We start from the raw sequence: 17,559 nt of genomic DNA on the forward strand, positions 1-17,559 counted from the left end.
GCCGCCGGCCGCGCACGAACGGAGACCGGGTTCCCGCATGTCCGACGACAACGTCATCCGCCCCGCCTTCGGCGTCCCCCGCAACCCGGCGCCGGAGCCCGATCCGGCCCAGGCGCCCCTGCGCGTCTTCGGCACGGGGGCCGGCCACCGGGTCGGCCTGATCCACGACCCGTCGGCGGTCGAGGGCGACGTCATCCGCATCGTGGTCGGGCCCGAGGACGAGCCGGGGGTCGAGACCGTGGCGCTGCTCCCCGCCGACGCGGAGGCCGAGGCCGAGTGGATCGGCTTCGCCATCCTGCGGGCGCTGGAGGTGGTCGAGGGCGCGGTCTGAGCCGCGCGCTGGATTCGCCGGCTGAACCGCCGTCTGCGCCGCGGTCTGGACCGCGGAGCGGGCGGTGCGCGTTCTCGGAAAGCGGGAGCGGCCGGCGCGAACGGTCGCCGGATCGCCGGGAGGGACGGATGACGGGCGCTCGGATCAGCAGCACGGAGATCGCGATCCCCGCGCGGGCCGGACTGGTCTGGTCCGTGCTGACGGACCTCGATTCCTACCCGGCCTGGAACCCGTACATCCGCAAGGCCGAGGGCCGCCTGCGCGAGGGCGCGCGCTGGCGCCTGGAGCGGACCCTGAACGGCCGCGCCTTCCGGGCGCGCCAGGTGACGGTGACCTGCTGGGAGCCCGGCCGGCGGCTCACGTGGCGCGGCGGCATCCCGACGCCGCCCCTGCTCATCGGCGAGCACGAGATCCGGATCACCGAGACCGCCGACGGCGTCCGCCTCGTCCAGGCCGAGACCGTCGCGGGCCTGCTCGCCCCCGGCCTGTTCCCGTGGCTGCGGACGCGCATGCAGGCCCGGTTCGCCGCGATGAACGAGGCCCTGCGCGAGGAGGTCGCGCGCCGGCTGGCCGAGAACGCCTGAGGGCCGGTCTCGGCCGTTCCGGACCGCTCCGGGCCGACGCGGTCAGGCGACCGGCTTCGGCTTGACGATCGGCGAGCGGGTCAGGCTCTCGATCGCGCGCCCCGGCCGCCCGGCCTTGCGGGCGATCTCCTCCTCCTGCTCGGCGATAAGCTGCCGGGCGGGCTCGTCGCCGTCGAGGCCGCCGAGGATCTCGGCCGGCACGCGCCGGTTCGAGGCCCGGGACCCGTCCGCGAAGACGATATCGAACAGAACGGAGCCCCGCTCCTGCGGTCTCGACTTGATGCGCTTGGCCATAGGTGCTGATACGCCGCCGGAATCGGTCGCGGCAAGGCGCGGTGCCGGGCGGGGGTGCGCGGCGCGCACGGCCGGGCCCGCGCGCCGCCCCGCTCCCGCCGCGATCCCTCCGTCGCCCGCACGACAGGGCGCCGGCAAACGAGGACGCGCGCGTGATACCCTGGGTTCATCTCGATACCGGATCCGTGCCCGGCGGCGGCACCGACCTGCGCCTGATGCGGCGCGGCGACGAGTTTGCCATCATGGCCGACACGATCGAGCTGATGAACAACCGGCGCAGCGGCTCGGAGGTGGCGCTCGCGGCGATGACCTGCGCGCGGCTCCAGGACCGGCCCCGCGCCCGGGTCCTGATCGGCGGCCTCGGCATGGGCTTCACCCTGCGGGCGGCGCTCGATGGCCTCGGGCCGCAGGCGCAGGTGGTGGTCGCCGAGCTGGTGCCCGCCGTGGTCGCCTGGGCCCGGGGGCCGCTCGCCCACGTCTTCGCCGGCTGCCTGGACGATCCGCGGGTCGACCTGCAGGAGGCCGACGTCAACCGCCTGATCCAGGCCGGACCGGAGCGCTACGACGCGATCCTGCTCGACGTCGACAACGGCCCGGAGGGGCTGATGCGCAAGGCGAACGACCGGCTCTACGACAATTGGGGGCTGAAGCGCGCCCGCTGGGCCCTGCGGCCGGGCGGCATCCTGGGCGTCTGGTCGGGCGCCCCGGACCGGAAGTTCAAGAGCCGCCTGCAGCGCTCCGGCTTCGCGGTCGACGAGCATCGCGTCCACGCGAGCGGCCGGGGCAGCGGCCCGAAGCACGTGGTCTGGCTCGGGACCCGGACCGAGGGGCGGTTCGAGGGCCCGGGTCAGAGCGACGGGAGGCCGGGCGACGACCGGGCGGCGGGCGGCCCGAGACCGCGCGGACCTGCCCAGGGCCGGCGCCGGCCGGGACGCTAGGGCGGCTTCAGCGCGGGCTGCGGCGGTCCGGAGGACGGGGCTGCCGCGCACGGTCGCACCCCCTGTCCCGGCGCCGGACGCCTCCGCACATTCTCGGCATGGGTGCGACGGGCGGGCATCTCTACACGGTCGAGGTCAGGCCGAGCCGGCATGATCCCGGTCACTTCACCTGGGCGATCCGCGACCGCGGCAAGCTGGTCCGGGGGTCGTACCGCCCGCACACCTCCGAGCACGCGGCGCGCGCCGTCGCGGAAGCCGAGGTCGAGCGCCTGATCGGCCAGGACGGCCGGTCCGGCGGCGCCTAGACCCGCCGCGCGGGACCCGGTTTCAGGTCCGCCCGAAGGGTATCGCGTCCCGTGATCCTGGCCCGCTCGTGGGCCGGCGCGGCGCCATGCGGAACTCGCATGGGTGTGTGGTCGGACCCGGGTACATATGCATGCCTCCGCGGCGCCCGATCCATTGCATGCCGCAATGCGGTATCCTATCTTTGCACTGCGGGATGGCGATGGCGTCGCGATCCCGCTGCCCTTCTTGGGCGTTTCCTCCCTAGACTTCGGGCCGCTCCTTCGGGAGTGGCCTTTTTTCTTTCCGCCGGCCGACCCGCCGCGCGGACCGCGCCCCGACGTCTCGACCGCGCGGAACCCGGAGCTTGGCGGTACGTTTTTCCGCCATGGAACACTATCGCTCCACACTTGGGACGACTGCCGTTGCCGTATTCGGGCTGGTGGCGGCCGCGCATATTCTGCATCCGGGCAATTACGAGGTGCAGACGCGTCCCGCGCGTCCTGCCGTGACAGACGCCGCGCCGGTCTCGAAGCCTTCCGCTGCACCGGTCACGCGGAGCGCCTGGGTCGACCCTCCGGCCAAGCTCGCCGCGCCGGAGACCACGGGTGCCCTGGCAGCCGCCCCGGCGCCGCGGGTCGCGGCGACGGTCCCGGACACCGCGATGCCGGCTGCCCCGCTCCCCGCCGAGATGGCGCGCCCGGCCGGGCCGCCGCGCAGGACCGCGGCGCACCGCGCGAAGGGGACGGAGCGCGGCGTCCACCGGGCGGCCCGCCTCCGCCACGCCGCCCTCGTCCGCACCGCCGAATCCGACCGGCCGACCGTCACCGCCGCGGCGCCGCAGCCCGCGCCGGCGGCCGCACCGTCGCAGAAGATCGATCCCATCGGCGACATCATCCGCGGTCTCGGATTCGGCCGCGACGGCTGAAGGGCTCCCGAAGGCCTACTCGACGTGGAGGGTGAGCTTCATCTTCGGATGAATGCCGCACTGGATGACGAAATCGCCCGGCTCGGCCAGGGTCAACCGCGTCTCGGTGCCGGGCTCCTGAGTGCCGGCGTCGAACGAGAACCGGTCCGCCTCGATGAAGGCGTGGTGGGTCAGGCGCGCGTCGCCGTTGCGCAGGGCGATGGTGTCGCCGCGGCGCAGGTACAGGTCGATCGGCATGTACCGGCCCGCCTTCTGCAGCACGATCCGCGTCGTGGCCGGCAGCGAGGCCCGGGCCGTCCCGAGACCGATGGTCGTCCCGATCAGCGCCAGGATCCCGGCGAACACGAGGGCGCGCAGGCACCGGCTGCGGAGGGACATGACCGAGATCCAGACGTGACGCGCTGCGGGCCGGACCCTCGGGGCCCTGGCCGTGCGGCCGAGCTTGCCGCCGCGTCGCAGCATGCGCGCAGCCTCTCAACCGGGCGCTACGATATCCGGTAAGAATTTATCGAGTTGGGCCGCTGTAGAGCGCATATACAGATAAAGAAATCTATTTATCTGTATTCGCCGTCTGATCCCGCGCTGTCGCGGGGGCATCCACGCGAGGCCAGGACGGTCCGGACATGCTCGCGGAAGACCTGGACGCGGGCCGGCAGCTCGCGCCCGGCCAGGGTGACGGCGCGCAAGGTGCTGCTGCGGGTCGCCCAGGGCCCGAGCACGCGCACGATCTGCCCGGCCTCCACGGCCCGGGCGGCCACGAGGCTCGGGAGATGGCCGATCCCGGCACCCGCGAGGGTGAGGCGGAGCGCGGTCGCGAAGTCGCTGACCCGGATCGCCGGGCTCAGCGAGAGCGGCTCCGTGCGGCCCTGCCCGTCGGAGAGGGTGAGCCCGGCCGTGCCGATCCGTTCCCGGGCGAGGATCAGGTCGTGGTCGCGCAGGCCCGCGAGGTCCGTCGGGGCCGGGCGGCGCTCCAGGTAGGCGGGGGCGGCGTAGAGGGCGAGCGCCAGGGTCGCGAGGACCATCGCGCGGTAGCCGGTCTCCTCCGCGCCGCCCAGCCGCAGGGCGAGGTCGATCCGGTTGGCCGCGAGGTCGAGGCGCGCGTCGGTGTTGAGCATCTCGACGGTGATCTGCGGGTAGGCGGCCCGGAAGCTCGCGACGATCTCGGGCATCACCTCGATCCCGAAATCGATCGAGGTCGTGATCCGCAGGTGCCCGGCCGGCACCGTGCGGGCGTCGCGGGCGGTCTCGGTCGCCTCGTCGAGGAGCGTCAGGCTCTCCTGGGCCTTGGCGTAGAAGGCGAGGCCCTCGGCGGTCGGCGAGACCGCCCGGGAGGTCCGGGCCATCAGCCGGACGCCCAGAGCCCGCTCCAAGCGGGAGATCCGACGGCTGACGCTGCCCTTGGTCTCCTGCAGCGTCGCGGCCGCGGCCGTCACCGTGCCGAGATCCACGACGGCGCAGAAGGCCCGCACGTCGTCGAGCCCGCCCCGGAAGGTTTCCGTTCTCGCAACCATGGGGTTCCGGATAGCAGGCTCAACCGGTGCCGTGAACGGGTCTACACGGCGGCTGCGGCGCAGCGAATCGCGCTCGGCCGTCTGCTCTGCAGGAGACACCCTTGAAGTCGATTCTCGCCTCCGGCCTGCTGGCCCTGCTGGTCGCCGCCCCGGTCGCCACCCCCGCGCTGGCCCAGACCCCACCGACCCGCGACCCGGCCCAGATCCAGGCCGGCACCTACGCGGTCGATCCCGGCCACACCCAGGTCGGCTGGCGCGTCTCCCACATGGGCTTCTCGAACTACGCCGGCGGCTTCTCGGACGTGTCCGGCACGCTGGAGCTGCAGCCGAAGAGCCCGGCCGCCGCCAAGCTCTCGGTGAAGATCCCGGTCGCCTCGGTGACGACCACCAGCGCCAAGCTCACCGACGAGCTCAAGGGCGACCAGTGGCTCGACGCCGCCAAGTTCCCCGACATGACCTTCGTGTCCACCAAGGTCGTGCCGGCCGGCAAGGACCACGCGAAGGTGACGGGCGACCTGACGCTCCACGGCGTGACCAAGCCGGTGACCCTCGACGTCACCCTGGTCGGCGCCGGCGTGAACCCGCTGAGCAAGAAGTACACGGTCGGCTTCGAGGCCACCGGCACGCTCAAGCGCTCCGAGTTCGGGGTGAAGACCTACGTGCCGCTGATCGGCGACGAGTTACACCTCACCATCGCGGGCGCCTTCGAGAAGCAGGACTGACCTGGGAGAATCCGCCATGGCGCGAGGGGTTTCCGCGCGGCGGTACTCCGCCGTGGCGATCCTGCTGCACTGGGCGAGCGCGCTGGGCGTGCTCGTCCTGATCGGCCTCGGCCTGACCATGACGCACGCGGCCCTGGCGCCGCTGCGCCAGTTCCAGCTCTACCAGTGGCACAAGTCGGTCGGGATCACCGTGCTGGCGCTGACGGCCCTGCGGGTCCTCTGGCGCCAGACCCACCGGCCGCCGCCGCACCCGGCCGGGATGCCGGCGCGGGAGCGCCGGGCGGCCGCGGCAGCCCATCACCTGCTGTACCTGCTGCTCGTCGGGCTGCCCCTGACCGGCTGGGCCGTGGTTTCGCTGTCGCCGTTCAACATCCCGACGGTGCTGTACGGGATCGTGCCCTGGCCGCACCTGCCGCTGGCGGCCATCGTCCCCGACCCGGGCTCCGCCGAGGCCGTCCTGAAGCGGGTCCACGCCCTGGGGGCGTGGTTCCTGGCGGCCCTTCTCGCCGTCCACGTAGCGGCGGCCCTGCGCCACCACCTCCTCCTGCGCGACGACGTGCTGCGCCGCATGCTGCCGGGGCGCCGGGCGTCGACTGCCCCCAATGTGGAGCCGACCCGATGAACGCGCGTCACCTCTGCCTGCTGGCGGTTCTCCAGGCCGTCACCCTGCCGGCCGCCGCCGCCGATTGGGCGGTGGATCCGGCCAGGAGCGCGATCCGGTTCTCCGGCGTGCAGGTCGGCGTCCCGTTCACCGGGCGGTTCGAGCGGTTCAAGGCCGACATCGATTTCGACCCCGCCAAGCCCGAGGCGGGGCACGCGCTCGTGCTGGTCGACCTCGCCAGCGCGCGGACCGGGGACGTCCAGCGCGACGAGGCCCTGCCGCAGAAGGACTGGTTCGACGTCAAGGCGGGAAGCGAGGCGCGCTTCGAGGTGACCCGCTTCGTCGACAAGGGGCAGGGCGACTACGCGGCCGTCGGCACACTGACGATCCGCGGCACGAGCCGGCCCGTGACGCTGCCGTTCCACCTGACCCTCGAGGGCGGCGCCGCGCACGCCGCGGGGCGCGTCGGTCTGGTCCGCACCGAGTTCGGCGTCGGGCAGGGGGCCTGGGCCTCGGGCCAGTGGGTGGCGCTCGAGGTCGGCGTCGAGGTCGACCTCGTCGCCACGCCGAACCCGGCCGCCGGCCACTGAGGTTGGCTCGGTTCGGATCCTTCGGACGTCGCGCGCTCCGTCATCGCGAGCGCAGCGAAGCGACCCAGGGCAGCGCGCCCTCCGTGAGCGTGGCGCTACTGGATCGCTTCGCTGCGCTCGCGAAGACGGCGGCCGGGCGTCGGAGGCCGCCCGGTCCCGGCCCGCTACCCCGGCCGGTCCTCCGACCCGGTGCCCAGCGCCCGCTGGACCATGACGCTGTCCGACCAATGGCCGTACTTGAAGCCCACCGCCCGCAGGTAGCCGACCCGCTCGAACCCGCAGGCCTCGTGGAGCCGCAGGGAGGCCGCGTTCTCGGCGTCGATGTAGCCGATCATCTGGCGGTAGCCGCCCGCCGCGCAGGCCTCGATCAGGGCCGGCAGCAGCCGCCGGCCGATCCCCGCGTGCAGGTGGTCGGGATGCACGTAGATCGAGTGCTTGAGGGTGTAGCGGTAGGCGGGCCGCTTCCGGAACGGCACCGCGTAGGCGTAGCCCGCCACCGCGCCGTCGCGGTCCGCCACGAGGTGCGGCAGACGCTTCTTGCGCATGGTCTTGCGCCGCCGCTTCAGGTCGTCGGGGAGCAGCCGGTCCTCCTCGGCGACGCCGACATCGCCGACGCCCCGGCTGATGTGGTGCTCGTAGATCGCCACCATGGCCTCGACATCGGCGTCCGAGGACGGGCGGATGACGATGTCGGGGCAGGACCGGGCCGGGACCGGGCCGGGCGTCTCGACCTCGATCTCCATCAGGCCCCCTCCCGCGCCACGTAGGTGTGGAAGCGGATCCGCCCGTCCGGGTCGACCTCGCGGTAGACGCCCTGGATCTCGGCCTCGAAGCCCGGGAACAGGTTGGCCGAGGCCTCGAACATCTTGAAATAGTCGAGCATGGGCTTGGCCCGGTCGTCCAGGCGCTCGCCGGGCAGCACCGTGCCGATGCCCGGCGGGTAGACCAGCATCAGCGTGGTGGCGATCCGCCCCTCGGCCTCGGCGATCGGCACGTAGTCGACCTTGTTGCGCGTCAGCAGCTGGGCGGCCCGCTTGGGCGGCATCACCATCTCGGGCAGGTGCTCGGGAGCGAATTGCCGCCGCTGCAGCGTCGAGGTGCCGGCCTCCCGGTGGAACGCGTGGAACTCGCCGCAGAGGTCGCGCAGGCGCACGCCGCGGTAGCGGTTCGGCCGGCGGTTGACGAATTCCGGCATGGCCTCCTCCAGCGGGACGTTGTCGTCGTGGAGCCGCTTGAAGGCGACGAGGCCCGAGATCAGCGTGCCGGCCTTGGAGGATTCCACCCCCGGGGTCAGCAGGAAGAGCAGCGAGTTCAGGTCGTTCTTCTCGGCGACGATCCGGTTCTCACGCAGGTATTGCGCCACGATCGGCGCCGGCACGCCGTGCTGGGCGTAGGCCCCCGTGTGCCGGTCGAAGCCGGGGGTCAGCACGGTGAGCTTGTTCGGGTCGGTGATGGCGTAGCCCGGCGCCACGTGGGTGAAGCCGTGCCAGCGCGCGCCCGGCTTCAGCTCCCAGTGGCGCGGCGTCGCGGCGAGCTCGTCCGTCGGCACGCTCTCCCACGGCACCTCGGCGCCGTCGGCGTTCACCGTCACGTCCGGCACGAAGGGGTCGAAGAACCAGCGCCGCGCGGGATCGCGCTCGTTCTCCTCGAACTCGCGCCGGATCGCCCGGACCTTCTTGCGCCACTCGATCCCGAGCCGGATCGTGTCGTCCCACAGGATCATGCCCGAGCGCCCCTTCATCATCTGGGCGCCGACGTCGAGGGAGGCGAAGAGCGGGTAGAAGGGCGAGGTCGAGGCGTGGACCAGGAAGCTCTCGTTGAGCCGCTTGTGCTCGACCCGCCGGGTCTGGCCGCGGATGTGGCCGTCGCGGGTGTGGATCTGCGAGGCCTGGGAGAAGCTCGCGAGCTGCTTGTGGGTCGATTGCGTGGCGACGATGCCCGGCGAGGTCTCGTCGAGGCCGGTCAGCCCCATGGCGAAGCGCCTTGCGTAGAGCGGGTGGAACTTCATGAAGCCCGCCCAGGCCTCGTCGAACAGGATGTAGTCGCAGAGGTGGCCGATCTTCTCCAGGATCTCCTGGGCGTCGTAGATCGTGCCGTCGTAGGTGCACTGCTCGATCACCGCGACGCGGAACGGCCGCTCCCGGCGCCACGCCTCCGGGTCGGTCACCAGCGGGTTGCGGCGGATCTTCTCCCGGATCCGGGTCTCGTCCAGGGCCTCGTGGAAGATCGGCCCGATCAGCCCGTAGGCGTTGCGGTCGGTCTCCAGGAAGATCGGGATGCCGCCGCCCAGGAACAGGGCGCCGTGGTGGGCCGCCTTGTGGTTGTTGCGGTCGAACAGGACGAGGTCGTCCTCGGCCACCAGGGAGGACAGGACGATCTTGTTGGAGGCCGAGGTGCCGTTGAGGACGAAGTAGGTCTTCTCCGCCCCGAAGATCTTGGCGGCCTCCTTCTGGGCCTTCAGCGCCGGACCCTCGTGGGTCAGGAGGTCGCCGAGGTCGAGGACCGAGTTGTCGAGGTCGTCGCGGAAGATCGCCTCGCCGAGGTGCTCCACGAAGATCCGGCCGATCGGCGACCGGTTGTAGAAGATGCCGCCGTTGTGGCCCGGGCAGGTCCAGAGCTGGTTGCCCTTCTCGGCGTAGTCGACGAGCGCGCCGAAGAACGGGGTCTTGAGGGTCTCGGCGTACTGCGTGACCCGGCTGACGAGGCCGCGGGCGATGAATTCCGGCGTCTCCTCGGCGAGGAAGATGTAGCCGTCGATGAAGTCGAGGAGCTCGACCGGGATGTCCTCCAGCCGCTTGCGGCGGACCATGATGACGATCGGCATCTCCAGGCCGCGCCGGCGCATCATGTCGATGAGGGCGGCGGCCTTGCCGTCGAGGCCGCGCTTGCCCCAGTCGACCACGAGGCAGCCGACCGCCGCGTCGGTCTGGACCGCGATGGCCGCGTCCTCGACGCGCCGGGCGCGCACCACCTCGAAGCCGCGCTGCTCCACGGCCGCCACGATCTGGTTGACGCGCGCGCCCTCGAGATCGTCGGGGTAGAAGGCCGGGGCGCACATCAGGACCGTGAAGCGACGGTGGAAGTCCATGGAGCCCTCTCTGGCCTCGGATGCAGCGGGTGGCTTTCCGGCCCGTCTGCGACGATTGCATGACACGGCGCGCGGCGGGCGGTCGCGGTCCGGACGAAACACCGTGAACCGGGCCGGCCACGACCGCCGCGCCGTCAGGATCGGCCGCGGGTCCCCTCTCCCGTGCGGGAGAGGGACAGGGTGAGGGGTGAGACCTCACCGGACGAGGCTCCCCCTCGAATCGCGTCGATCGGGTGCTTGATCCCGAAGCCTCTTGTCCCTCACCCCAACCCTCTCCCGCGCGGGAGAGGGGGACCCTCACACCCCGCGGCGCCGCTCCCAGACGGCCGGGTTGACCAGCCCGCCCGGCCGCCGGCCGGCGAGGACGTCGACCACGCGGGTCGCGGCGGTCTCGGCGGTGCGGATCAGGGCCGCCCCGGTGGAGCCGCCGACATGGGGTGTCAGGATCGCCCGGGGCTGGCGGGCCAGCGGGTGGTCGACCGGCAGCGGCTCCTGGGCGAAGACGTCGAGCCCGGCGCCCGCGATCGTGCCCGCCGCCAGCGCCTCCACCAGGGCCGCCTCGTCGATCAGGCCGCCGCGGCTGGTGTTGATCAGGAAGGCCTCCCGCTTCATCCGGGCGAGCTGGTCCCGGCCGATCAGGCCGCGTGTGCCCGGGGTCAGCGGCACGTGCAGGGAGACGATGTCGGATTCCGCCAGGAGCGCGTCGACCGAGGCGGCCCGCAGGGCGCCGGCGTTGGCGAAGTCCGCGTCCGGGCGGCTCGGGCCGTAGGCCAGCACCCGCAGGCCCAGGGCGGCGCCGAGCCGGGCGGTCGCCTGCCCGATCGCCCCGAAGCCGACGAGGCCCAGTGTCAGGCCGGCGAGCTCGATCAGCCGGGCGGTGAACTTGAAGCTGTCGTCGCCGGCCCGGACCGAGCGGTCGGCCTCCGGCAGGGCCTTGGCCAGGGCGAAGATCAGCGCCAGCGTCTGCTCGGCCACCGAGACGGCGTTGGCGCCGGGCGTGTTCACCACCACGATCCCGGCCCCGGTCGCCTCGGCCGTGGCGACGTGGTCGGTGCCGGTGCCGTGCACCCCGATCACCCGCAGGGCCGGCGCCGCCGCGATGGCGCGGGCCGGGAAGCCGGTGTTGCGGGTGATGACGGCGACGCAGTCGGCGACCTCGCGCGCCAGCGTCTCGGGATCGGTCCCGCTCGCCGGGCGCGGCTCCAGGCCGGCCGCGCGCAACCGATCGAGGCCCGCCGCGTGGATCGGCTGGACGATGAGGCACGGACCGGTGATCACGGGAGAAGACCTCTGCACAAGAGGAGGGGTGACAGGCACGTTTCGCGCCGGGCCCGTCTAGGCGGGGTGGGCAACCCTGGCAACCGGGCGCCCCGATCGCGGCGCCGCGGCCGCCGGTCGGCGCTCCCGCGGGCCCGTCGGGATCCGGTGGTCGCGCGGTCGAACGCCCCGGCGGCCCGACCGGCCGCGCACGATCCACGAGAAATCGCGGCCGGGTCCGGCCTCGGCGGCCTCGTCCGGACCGATGATCCCAGCCGTGCGTCTCGGCCGAGCTGCGGCCCGGCCCTCCGTGAAATCGCCGCCCCGATCGCGCGAAGATGGTCGCGTCATTGATAAACACGACGTCCTGAAATACATCTATGTATATACGACAATAAATATCGACAATGGTCGATCAGCGATGCAATCGCATTGTAGAGTTGTAATTACTCCAAATGTATTTTTGACACATGTAGAGATATTTGCTGCCTTGCTCCGTGATTCGGAGCCATCGTCACGACAATGCAGTCCCACGACTTTTCAGTACCTGTTTCCGCGCGGAACCGGCGCCGGCGGCGCGCGGCCCGGCCGGTTCTCCCGATGGCCGTCCTGCTGGGCATCGTCGGTTCCGGGCCGCACGCCGCCCGCGCCGAGGAGGCCGGGGCCGGCCGGGACGTCCAGCTCGACGAGCTCTCGGTCGCGAGCGCGGCCGCGCCGCGCGGCCCAGTCCCGGCCTATGCCGGCGGTCAGGTGGCGCGGGGCGGGCGCCTCGGCCTTCTGGGCGATACCGAGACCCAGAAGGCGCCCTTCAGCATCGCCAGCTACACCGACACGCTCATCCGGGACCGGCAGGCGCGGACGGTGTCCGAGACTCTGGTCCTCGACCCGTCGGTGCGCGCCACGCAGACCACGGGGGCGCCGTTCGACTCCTTCTCCATCCGGGGCTTCCCCTCGAACGAGAACACCAGCGGCGAGGTCGCCTTCGACGGGCTCTACGGCATCGCCCCGAGCTTCCGCATCTTCACCGACTACGTGGAGCGCATTGAGGTCCTGAAGGGCCCGTCCGCCGCCCTCACGGGGGTGTCGCCGAACGGCGCGGTCGGCGGCGTGGTCAACATCGTCCCCAAGCGCGCCGGCGCGGACCTCACTCGCGTCACGCTGGATTACGGCTCGTCCGCCTGGGGCGGCAGCCAGGTCGACGTCGCCCGCCGCTGGGGGCCGGGCCGGGAGTGGGGCGCCCGCGTCGTCGGCAGCCTGCACGGCGGCGCCACGCCCTTCGACCGCCAGACCGAGACGACCGGCGTCGGGGCCCTGGCCCTCGACTACCAGGGTGACCGGTTCCGCGCGTGGCTCTACCTGCTGGCACAGACCGACCGCTTCAACGCGCCACTGCGCCCGTTCCTCCTGCGGGCCGGCGTGCCCGTGCCGCGGGCGCCCGACGGCCGCCTGAACCTGACCCAGCCCTGGGAATACTCGGACGTCGACGATCGCGGCGGTCTGCTGCGCACCGAGTACGACCTGACCGATCAAGTCACGCTGTTCGCGGATGTCGGCGGCGGGCAGACCGGCGTGGAGCGCTACTTCCAGTCGGCGCCGACGATCCTCAACGGCCGCGGCGACACGACCAGCACGCCGCAATTCTACGCGCTGGGCGTCGACCGGCTCACCTACGACGGCGGCGTCCGGGCCCGGTTCGAGACCGGCTTCATCCGGCACGCCCTGACGGTGCAGGGCTCCGTGTACGACGAGGCGACGGGACGGCGGTTCTCGCCCGGCCGGGGCGCCTACCTGTCGAACCTCTACGCGCCGGCCCTCGTCCCGTACATCGCGCCGATCTACGGCATCGGCCGGCCCCGCCTGTCCGACAGCACCCTGTCGGGGATCGCGGTGGCCGACACGCTGTCGGCCCTCGACGAGCGGATCCTGCTGACCCTGGGCGTGCGCCGCCAGCGCGTGGAGGCGCACAACTACCTATCGAATGTCGGCACGCTCACCTCGTCCTACGACAAGAGCGCCACGACCCCGATGGTCGGCCTCGTGGTGCGGCCCTGGGACTCGGTCTCGCTCTACGGCAACTATATCGAGGGCCTGAGCCGCGGCGACGTGGCCCCGGCGGTGGCGACCAATTCCGGAACGATCCTGGCTCCCTACGTGGCCCGACAGGTGGAGGCGGGGGTGAAGCTCGATCTCGGCCGGTTCGGCGCCACGCTCGGCGCCTTCCGGATCACCAAGCCCGCGGGCGAGCTCGGCCCGCAGGGGCGCTTCGCGGCGACCGGCGAGCAGCGCGTCGGCGGGCTCGAGTTGAGCCTGTTCGGCGAGCTTACCCCGGAGGTGCGGGTGGTCGGCGGCGTGACCCTGCTCGACGGACGCCTCGTCCGGACGGCGCTCGCCGCCAATCGCGGGCACCGGCCGATCGGCGTGCCGGAGGTCCAGGCGAGCCTGGGGGCCGAGTGGGACCTGCCCGGGCTGCCCGGCCTGACCCTCAACGGCGCGGTCATCTATACCGGGCGGCAGTTCGTCGACCTCGCGAACACCCAGGCCCTGCCGGACTGGGCGCGCCTCGACCTCGGCCTGCGCTACACGACCCGCGTCGCCGAGCGGCCGACGACCTTCCGGGCCAGCATCCTCAACGTGACCGACGCGCGGTACTGGACCGGGGTCGCCTCGTTCGGCACCTTCTTCCAGGGCGCGCCGCGCACCTACCTGCTGTCGATGGCGGTGGATCTCTGAGCCGGGCCGGCGCGGCGGCGCCGGATCTGTCGGACGGCGCGATGTTTCACGGGTAACATTTTCTTAACCCTGAGGGGCGGCCGCGCGGGACCGGCGAGCTGTTGCAGCGGCGCCGTCGCGGCGCGGCGCCGGCCGGGTTACCACCGGTCCACCATGACCACATCGAGCTGGCGCACCCTCCGCAACGTGCAGGCCCGGGCGCGGCTAGAGAAGGCCCTGCCGGCCATCTTCCCGGCGCCGGTCCTGCAGCACGCCCTCGCGCGGCCCCTGATCCCGCCGACGCCGCGGCTCGCCGTCGAGAGCTACTGGCGCAACCACATCCTCCGGGCCGACCGGCTCGCCCGGGCGCTGGCGGCCCGCTCCGGCACGCCCGAGGGCTGGGCGTGGCAGATCGGGGCCGAGGGGCGGGCCGGGAGCTTCCGCACGCCGCCCGCGCCATTCCGCGATCCGGCCTTCGCCCGCGGGCGGGGCGCCTGCTGCATCTGCGGCCAGCCAGTCTACCGGTTCGGCTGGCACCGGGATCTCTGGGCGCGCGGCGCGCCCAACACCAATGCCGGCTGGCACGCGGCTTGTGTCGCGGCCTGGAAGTTCTGGATCGCGCCGCACGCCCAGGTCCGGGCGCTCAAGCTCCGCCAGCGCCACCGCTGCACCACCACCGGCAAGCGCCTGCTGAGGACGGCCGAGGTCGACCACCTGCTGCCACTCTACCGGGTCTGGCGCGAGCACCGCGACGCGCCCTGGCCAGAGCTCCTCGGCTACTGGGGCGCGCCGAACCTGCAGGTGGTCAACCGCGCCGCCCATCTCGACAAGTGCCGCGACGAGGCGGCCGAGCGCTCCCGGACCGTGCAGCTCGCCCGTTTCCGGGTGGTCGAGGACGAGTCCGGGTTCAGCGTGGTCGAGGAGGAGTGACCGGCCGGCTCAGCCATCCAGGGCCCGGAAGGCCCGCGACAGGTCGGCCAGCAGGTCGGCCTCCGCCTCCAGGCCGACCGACAGGCGCAGCAGCCCGTCGGTGATGCCCGCGATGGCGCGGGCCTCCGGGTCCATCGCCGCGTGCGTCATGGTCGGCGGATGGGCGATCAGGCTCTCGACGCCGCCGAGCGACTCGGCCAGCGTGAACACCCGCAGGGCCTCCACGAAGGTCCTCACCGCGTCGCGGCCGCCGGCCAGCTCGAAGCTCAGCATCGCCCCGAAGCCCGCCTGCTGCGCCTTGGCCAGGGCGTGCCCCGGATGCGTCGGCAGGCCCGGATAGTGGACCCGGGCCACCGCCGGATGGGCGTCGAGGAAGGCCGCCAGGGCCGCTGCGTTGCGCTGCTGCTGCTCCACCCGGACGAACAGGGTGCGCAGGCCGCGGAGCGTCAGGTAGGCGTCGAGGGGCGAGCCGGTGACGCCGATCGTGTTCGCCCAGGCGGCGAGGTCCTCGCCCATCGCCTTGTCGGCGGCGATCACGGCCCCGCCGATCACGTCGGAATGGCCGTTCAGGAACTTGGTGGTGGAGTGGACGACGAGGTCTGCCCCCAGGGCGATCGGCTGCTGCAGGGCGGGCGACAGGAAGGTGTTGTCCACCACCGCCAGCGCCCCGGCCGCCTTCGCGTCCGCGGTGATGCGTCGGACATCGACCACGCGCATCAGCGGGTTGCTGGGCGTCTCGATCAGCACGACCTTCGGCCCCGCGGCGAGCGCCGCCGCCAGCGCGTCCGGATCGGTCTGGTCGACGAAGGCGACGCGGTAATGCCCCCGGTCCGCGCGGAAGCTGAGCAGGCGGTGCGTCCCGCCGTAGCAATCGTGCGGCGCGACCAGGAGATCGCCGGGCCGCAGGCTCGACAGGGCGAGGTCGAGGGCTGCCATGCCGCTCGCCACCAGGACGGCGCGGGCGCCGCCCTCGAGCTTGGCGATCGTGTCGGCCAGCGCGTCCCGGGTCGGGTTGCCCAGACGCGAGTAATCGTAGGGGCCGGGCTGCTCGAAGGCCGGGAACTTGAAGGTTGTCGACAGGTGGATCGGCGCGATCACCGCACCGAAGGCCACGTCCTGGGCCACGCCGTTGGCCGCCGCAACGGTACGGGCCGCTAATCCCTCTGACATCGCCTCGTCCTCCACGCAGAGATCGCCCGCCCCGTCCGACCGAGGCGGGCGAGCGTTCTTTATGGAGAACGGATCAGACTTTCAAGAGAACGAGAGGGTCGTTTCGGCGCCTCGGTGGTCCTCGCCGGTGTCGACCGCCAGGGCGCCATGCTGGCGAAGACCCCGTCCCGACGGATCAGCGCGTGCAGCAGCGCCGCCGCCAGATGCGCGAGGATCAGGGCGAACAGCCCGTAGGCCAGCGCGGTGTGGAGCCGGCGCAGGGCCGCGTACAGCATCGGGTCCTGCGGCAGGATCGGCGGCAGGACGACCGAACCGGCGAGGATGACGGGGTAGCGCGCCGCCGACAGCATCGCCCAGCCGATCAGCGGCATGGCCAGGATCAGGCCGTAGAGCAGGATGTGCGAGGCGTGAGCCGCGCGCTTCTGCCAACTCGGAAGATCGGCCGGCAGGGGCGGCGGCGCGTGGCGCCAGCGATAGGCGAGTCGGAGCCCGGCGAGGACCAGAATCAGGATCCCGAGCGGCCGGTGCAGGGCCACGAGGGCTCCGTACTCGGCGAGCGACGCCACCATGGCGACGCCGATCAGCAGCATGGCCAGGATCAGCGCCGCCATGGTCCAGTGGAGCAGGCGGGCGGGCCGGTCGAAGCGGTCGGGCTCGGTCACAGGGCGGCTCCGTGGATCGCGGCGCCGGTGACGCCACTCGGGGTCTTGGCCTCGCCGGACCGGCGGGTGACGGATCGCGCGTAGGCGGCCGACCGGGCGCTCAGCAGCGGGTCGTCGCTCGGCGCGATGCCGTCCGGCAGCACCAGCGGATCGAAGTTGACGTCGCGGCAGCTGGCGGCGGCCTCCGGTGTCGCCTCCGTGAGCGTCAGGGTGCCGACATCCACCGTCTCGCGGTCGGCCGGCCAGGGCCGCGTCGCGTCGGCGGTCGGGTCGCCGGCCTGGCCGAGCGTGACGATCAGGTGCCAGTGCCGGGGGCCCTGGGCCAGCTGCACGGCGAGCGCGTCGAACAGGGCGTTCGCGCCGCCCGGCGCGGCCTCGACCGCCGGCGCCGGGTCTGGGACGAGGGCCCAGCGCACCGGCCGGGCGGCGCCGTCCGCGGCGACGAACCGGAAGGCGTTGAGGCTCCAGTAGGTGCTGTCGGCGAAGCCCGCGGTCACGGTCCGCGCCTTGATCAGCGCGGCGGCCTTCGCGCTCTCCGGATGGTCCGCGAAGAAGGCCTTCAGGCGCTCCGGATCCGGCTTGCCGGTGGCCGGATCGGGCTTGGCCGCGAGGAGCTGCGCGTAGAAGGCCTCGGGTGTGCGCACCGGAAAGACCGGGATGTTGTTCATGCCGGTGCGCCACTCTTCGCCGTCCGGCAGCCGGAAGCGCAGGGCGAGGCTGCGCACGGTGGCGGCGGCGTCGGCCGCGTAGGGCTGGCCGCCGGCCAGCGCCACCCGCCCCTCGACCGGCGTCACGCGTCCCGCCGCGAACACGCCCGCCTTCGAGAGGCGCGCGCCCGCGCCGTTGCCCGTGAAGCGGCCCGCGACGCACATCCCCTTGGCGTGGTTGCGCCGGAAGCCGGGATGCGGTCCGTTCACCTGCTCGAACCGGTCGATGATCCGGGCCGGCGTGAGCAGGCCGGG

Annotated in this window: 19 protein-coding genes (1 of these 19 cut by a window edge); 10 read left to right on the top strand and 9 right to left on the bottom strand. The window is 72.8% G+C overall.

Annotation, left to right across the window (positions count from 1 at the left end):
- Positions 1-37: 37 nt before the first annotated feature.
- Positions 38-331, top strand: a complete 294-nt coding sequence (locus ASG32_RS30770; protein WP_056533763.1) for a hypothetical protein — start codon at positions 38-40, stop codon at positions 329-331.
- 128 nt (positions 332-459) lie between these two features.
- The gene (locus ASG32_RS30775) at positions 460-915 is read left to right on the top strand and encodes an SRPBCC domain-containing protein (RefSeq protein WP_056533765.1); all 456 of its coding nucleotides are present in this window, start codon (positions 460-462) and stop codon (positions 913-915) included.
- Positions 916-957: 42 nt separating this feature from the next.
- Here the strand turns inward: ASG32_RS30775 and ASG32_RS30780 are convergent, their stop codons facing one another.
- Positions 958-1,209, bottom strand: coding sequence for a hypothetical protein (locus tag ASG32_RS30780; protein WP_020093955.1), 252 nt, complete (start codon positions 1,207-1,209; stop codon positions 958-960).
- A 152-nt stretch (positions 1,210-1,361) separates the two neighbouring features.
- Here ASG32_RS30780 and ASG32_RS30785 point away from each other — a divergent pair, with 152 nt between their 5' ends.
- The 3 genes from ASG32_RS30785 (at position 1,362) to ASG32_RS30795 (ending at position 3,357) form a co-directional block, all read left to right on the top strand.
- Positions 1,362-2,147: a hypothetical protein gene (locus ASG32_RS30785; protein WP_056533767.1), complete on the top strand. Its 786-nt coding sequence runs from the start codon at positions 1,362-1,364 to the stop codon at positions 2,145-2,147.
- A gap of 98 nt (positions 2,148-2,245) precedes the next feature.
- Positions 2,246-2,452 carry a hypothetical protein gene (locus ASG32_RS30790; protein WP_042670101.1) on the top strand — a complete coding sequence of 69 codons (207 nt, stop codon included), beginning with the start codon at positions 2,246-2,248 and terminating at the stop codon, positions 2,450-2,452.
- 485 nt (positions 2,453-2,937) lie between these two features.
- Positions 2,938-3,357, top strand: a complete 420-nt coding sequence (locus ASG32_RS30795) for a hypothetical protein (RefSeq protein ID WP_244492309.1) — start codon at positions 2,938-2,940, stop codon at positions 3,355-3,357.
- A 15-nt stretch (positions 3,358-3,372) separates the two neighbouring features.
- Here the strand turns inward: ASG32_RS30795 and ASG32_RS30800 are convergent, their stop codons facing one another.
- Entirely contained in the window at positions 3,373-3,735 is a 363-nt protein-coding gene (locus ASG32_RS30800; protein WP_056533841.1) for a hypothetical protein, read from the bottom strand.
- Positions 3,736-3,911: 176 nt separating this feature from the next.
- Positions 3,912-4,868, bottom strand: coding sequence for a LysR family transcriptional regulator (locus ASG32_RS30805; protein ID WP_026605047.1), 957 nt, complete (start codon positions 4,866-4,868; stop codon positions 3,912-3,914).
- 101 nt (positions 4,869-4,969) lie between these two features.
- Here ASG32_RS30805 and ASG32_RS30810 point away from each other — a divergent pair, with 101 nt between their 5' ends.
- From ASG32_RS30810 to ASG32_RS30820, 3 genes are read left to right on the top strand one after another with little or no spacing between them, the layout of a single operon-like run.
- Positions 4,970-5,590 carry a YceI family protein gene (locus ASG32_RS30810; RefSeq protein WP_056533770.1) on the top strand — a complete coding sequence of 207 codons (621 nt, stop codon included), beginning with the start codon at positions 4,970-4,972 and terminating at the stop codon, positions 5,588-5,590.
- Between the two features lie 16 nt (positions 5,591-5,606).
- Entirely contained in the window at positions 5,607-6,212 is a 606-nt protein-coding gene (locus ASG32_RS30815; protein ID WP_056533772.1) for a cytochrome b, read from the top strand.
- Positions 6,209-6,781, top strand: a complete 573-nt coding sequence (locus tag ASG32_RS30820; RefSeq protein WP_056533774.1) for a YceI family protein — start codon at positions 6,209-6,211, stop codon at positions 6,779-6,781. The genes ASG32_RS30815 and ASG32_RS30820 overlap by 4 nt, the downstream gene beginning before the upstream one ends.
- Before the next feature lie 164 nt (positions 6,782-6,945).
- Here the strand turns inward: ASG32_RS30820 and ASG32_RS30825 are convergent, their stop codons facing one another.
- From ASG32_RS30825 to ASG32_RS30835, 3 genes are all read right to left on the bottom strand, one after another.
- On the bottom strand, positions 6,946-7,524 hold the full coding sequence (locus tag ASG32_RS30825; protein WP_056533776.1) for a GNAT family N-acetyltransferase: 579 nt from the start codon (positions 7,522-7,524) through the stop codon (positions 6,946-6,948).
- Entirely contained in the window at positions 7,524-9,869 is a 2,346-nt protein-coding gene (locus ASG32_RS30830; RefSeq protein ID WP_056533778.1) for an Orn/Lys/Arg decarboxylase N-terminal domain-containing protein, read from the bottom strand. Before ASG32_RS30830 ends, ASG32_RS30825 begins: the two co-directional genes overlap by 1 nt.
- A gap of 297 nt (positions 9,870-10,166) precedes the next feature.
- The gene (locus ASG32_RS30835; RefSeq protein ID WP_056533780.1) at positions 10,167-11,147 is read right to left on the bottom strand and encodes a hydroxyacid dehydrogenase; all 981 of its coding nucleotides are present in this window, start codon (positions 11,145-11,147) and stop codon (positions 10,167-10,169) included.
- Between the two features lie 579 nt (positions 11,148-11,726).
- On the opposite strand from ASG32_RS30835, the gene ASG32_RS30840 reads away from it, so the two are divergent.
- Both ASG32_RS30840 and ASG32_RS30845 read left to right on the top strand, forming a co-directional pair.
- Positions 11,727-13,856, top strand: coding sequence for a TonB-dependent receptor (locus ASG32_RS30840; RefSeq protein ID WP_056533781.1), 2,130 nt, complete (start codon positions 11,727-11,729; stop codon positions 13,854-13,856).
- 153 nt (positions 13,857-14,009) lie between these two features.
- The gene (locus ASG32_RS30845) at positions 14,010-14,765 is read left to right on the top strand and encodes a hypothetical protein (protein WP_056533783.1); all 756 of its coding nucleotides are present in this window, start codon (positions 14,010-14,012) and stop codon (positions 14,763-14,765) included.
- 9 nt (positions 14,766-14,774) lie between these two features.
- On the opposite strand, the gene metB is transcribed toward ASG32_RS30845, so the two are convergent.
- The 3 genes in view from metB to ASG32_RS30860 are tightly spaced (at most 59 nt apart) and all read right to left on the bottom strand, a layout consistent with a single transcriptional unit that may run on beyond the window.
- Positions 14,775-15,935, bottom strand: a complete 1,161-nt coding sequence (gene metB, locus ASG32_RS30850) for a cystathionine gamma-synthase (RefSeq protein WP_056533842.1) — start codon at positions 15,933-15,935, stop codon at positions 14,775-14,777.
- 59 nt (positions 15,936-15,994) lie between these two features.
- Positions 15,995-16,597, bottom strand: coding sequence for a cytochrome b/b6 domain-containing protein (locus ASG32_RS30855; RefSeq protein ID WP_056533785.1), 603 nt, complete (start codon positions 16,595-16,597; stop codon positions 15,995-15,997).
- On the bottom strand, positions 16,594-17,559 hold the 3' portion of the coding sequence (locus ASG32_RS30860) for a catalase family peroxidase (RefSeq protein ID WP_056533787.1). 135 nt of this gene lie beyond the right edge of the window; 966 of the gene's 1,101 nt are visible here — the last part of the coding sequence; its start codon lies off the right edge, out of view; its stop codon occupies positions 16,594-16,596. Before ASG32_RS30860 ends, ASG32_RS30855 begins: the two co-directional genes overlap by 4 nt.

The sequence above is a fragment of the Methylobacterium sp. Leaf361 genome (genome assembly GCF_001424445.1).
Taxonomy (GTDB): domain Bacteria; phylum Pseudomonadota; class Alphaproteobacteria; order Rhizobiales; family Beijerinckiaceae; genus Methylobacterium.

Excerpts from the sequence above, each read along its gene's own strand:
- ASG32_RS30770 (WP_056533763.1), top strand. The coding sequence starts at position 38 with ATGTCCGACGACAACGTCATCCGCCCCGCCTTCGGCGTCCCCCGCAAC.
- ASG32_RS30775 (WP_056533765.1), top strand. The coding sequence starts at position 460 with ATGACGGGCGCTCGGATCAGCAGCACGGAGATCGCGATCCCCGCGCGG.
- ASG32_RS30780 (WP_020093955.1), bottom strand. The coding sequence starts at position 1,209 with ATGGCCAAGCGCATCAAGTCGAGACCGCAGGAGCGGGGCTCCGTTCTG.
- ASG32_RS30790 (WP_042670101.1), top strand. The coding sequence starts at position 2,246 with ATGGGTGCGACGGGCGGGCATCTCTACACGGTCGAGGTCAGGCCGAGC.
- ASG32_RS30800 (WP_056533841.1), bottom strand. The coding sequence starts at position 3,735 with ATGTCCCTCCGCAGCCGGTGCCTGCGCGCCCTCGTGTTCGCCGGGATC.
- ASG32_RS30805 (WP_026605047.1), bottom strand. The coding sequence starts at position 4,868 with ATGGTTGCGAGAACGGAAACCTTCCGGGGCGGGCTCGACGACGTGCGG.
- ASG32_RS30815 (WP_056533772.1), top strand. The coding sequence starts at position 5,607 with ATGGCGCGAGGGGTTTCCGCGCGGCGGTACTCCGCCGTGGCGATCCTG.
- ASG32_RS30820 (WP_056533774.1), top strand. The coding sequence starts at position 6,209 with ATGAACGCGCGTCACCTCTGCCTGCTGGCGGTTCTCCAGGCCGTCACC.
- ASG32_RS30825 (WP_056533776.1), bottom strand. The coding sequence starts at position 7,524 with ATGGAGATCGAGGTCGAGACGCCCGGCCCGGTCCCGGCCCGGTCCTGC.
- ASG32_RS30830 (WP_056533778.1), bottom strand. The coding sequence starts at position 9,869 with ATGGACTTCCACCGTCGCTTCACGGTCCTGATGTGCGCCCCGGCCTTC.
- ASG32_RS30840 (WP_056533781.1), top strand. The coding sequence starts at position 11,727 with ATGGCCGTCCTGCTGGGCATCGTCGGTTCCGGGCCGCACGCCGCCCGC.
- ASG32_RS30845 (WP_056533783.1), top strand. The coding sequence starts at position 14,010 with ATGACCACATCGAGCTGGCGCACCCTCCGCAACGTGCAGGCCCGGGCG.
- metB (WP_056533842.1), bottom strand. The coding sequence starts at position 15,935 with ATGTCAGAGGGATTAGCGGCCCGTACCGTTGCGGCGGCCAACGGCGTG.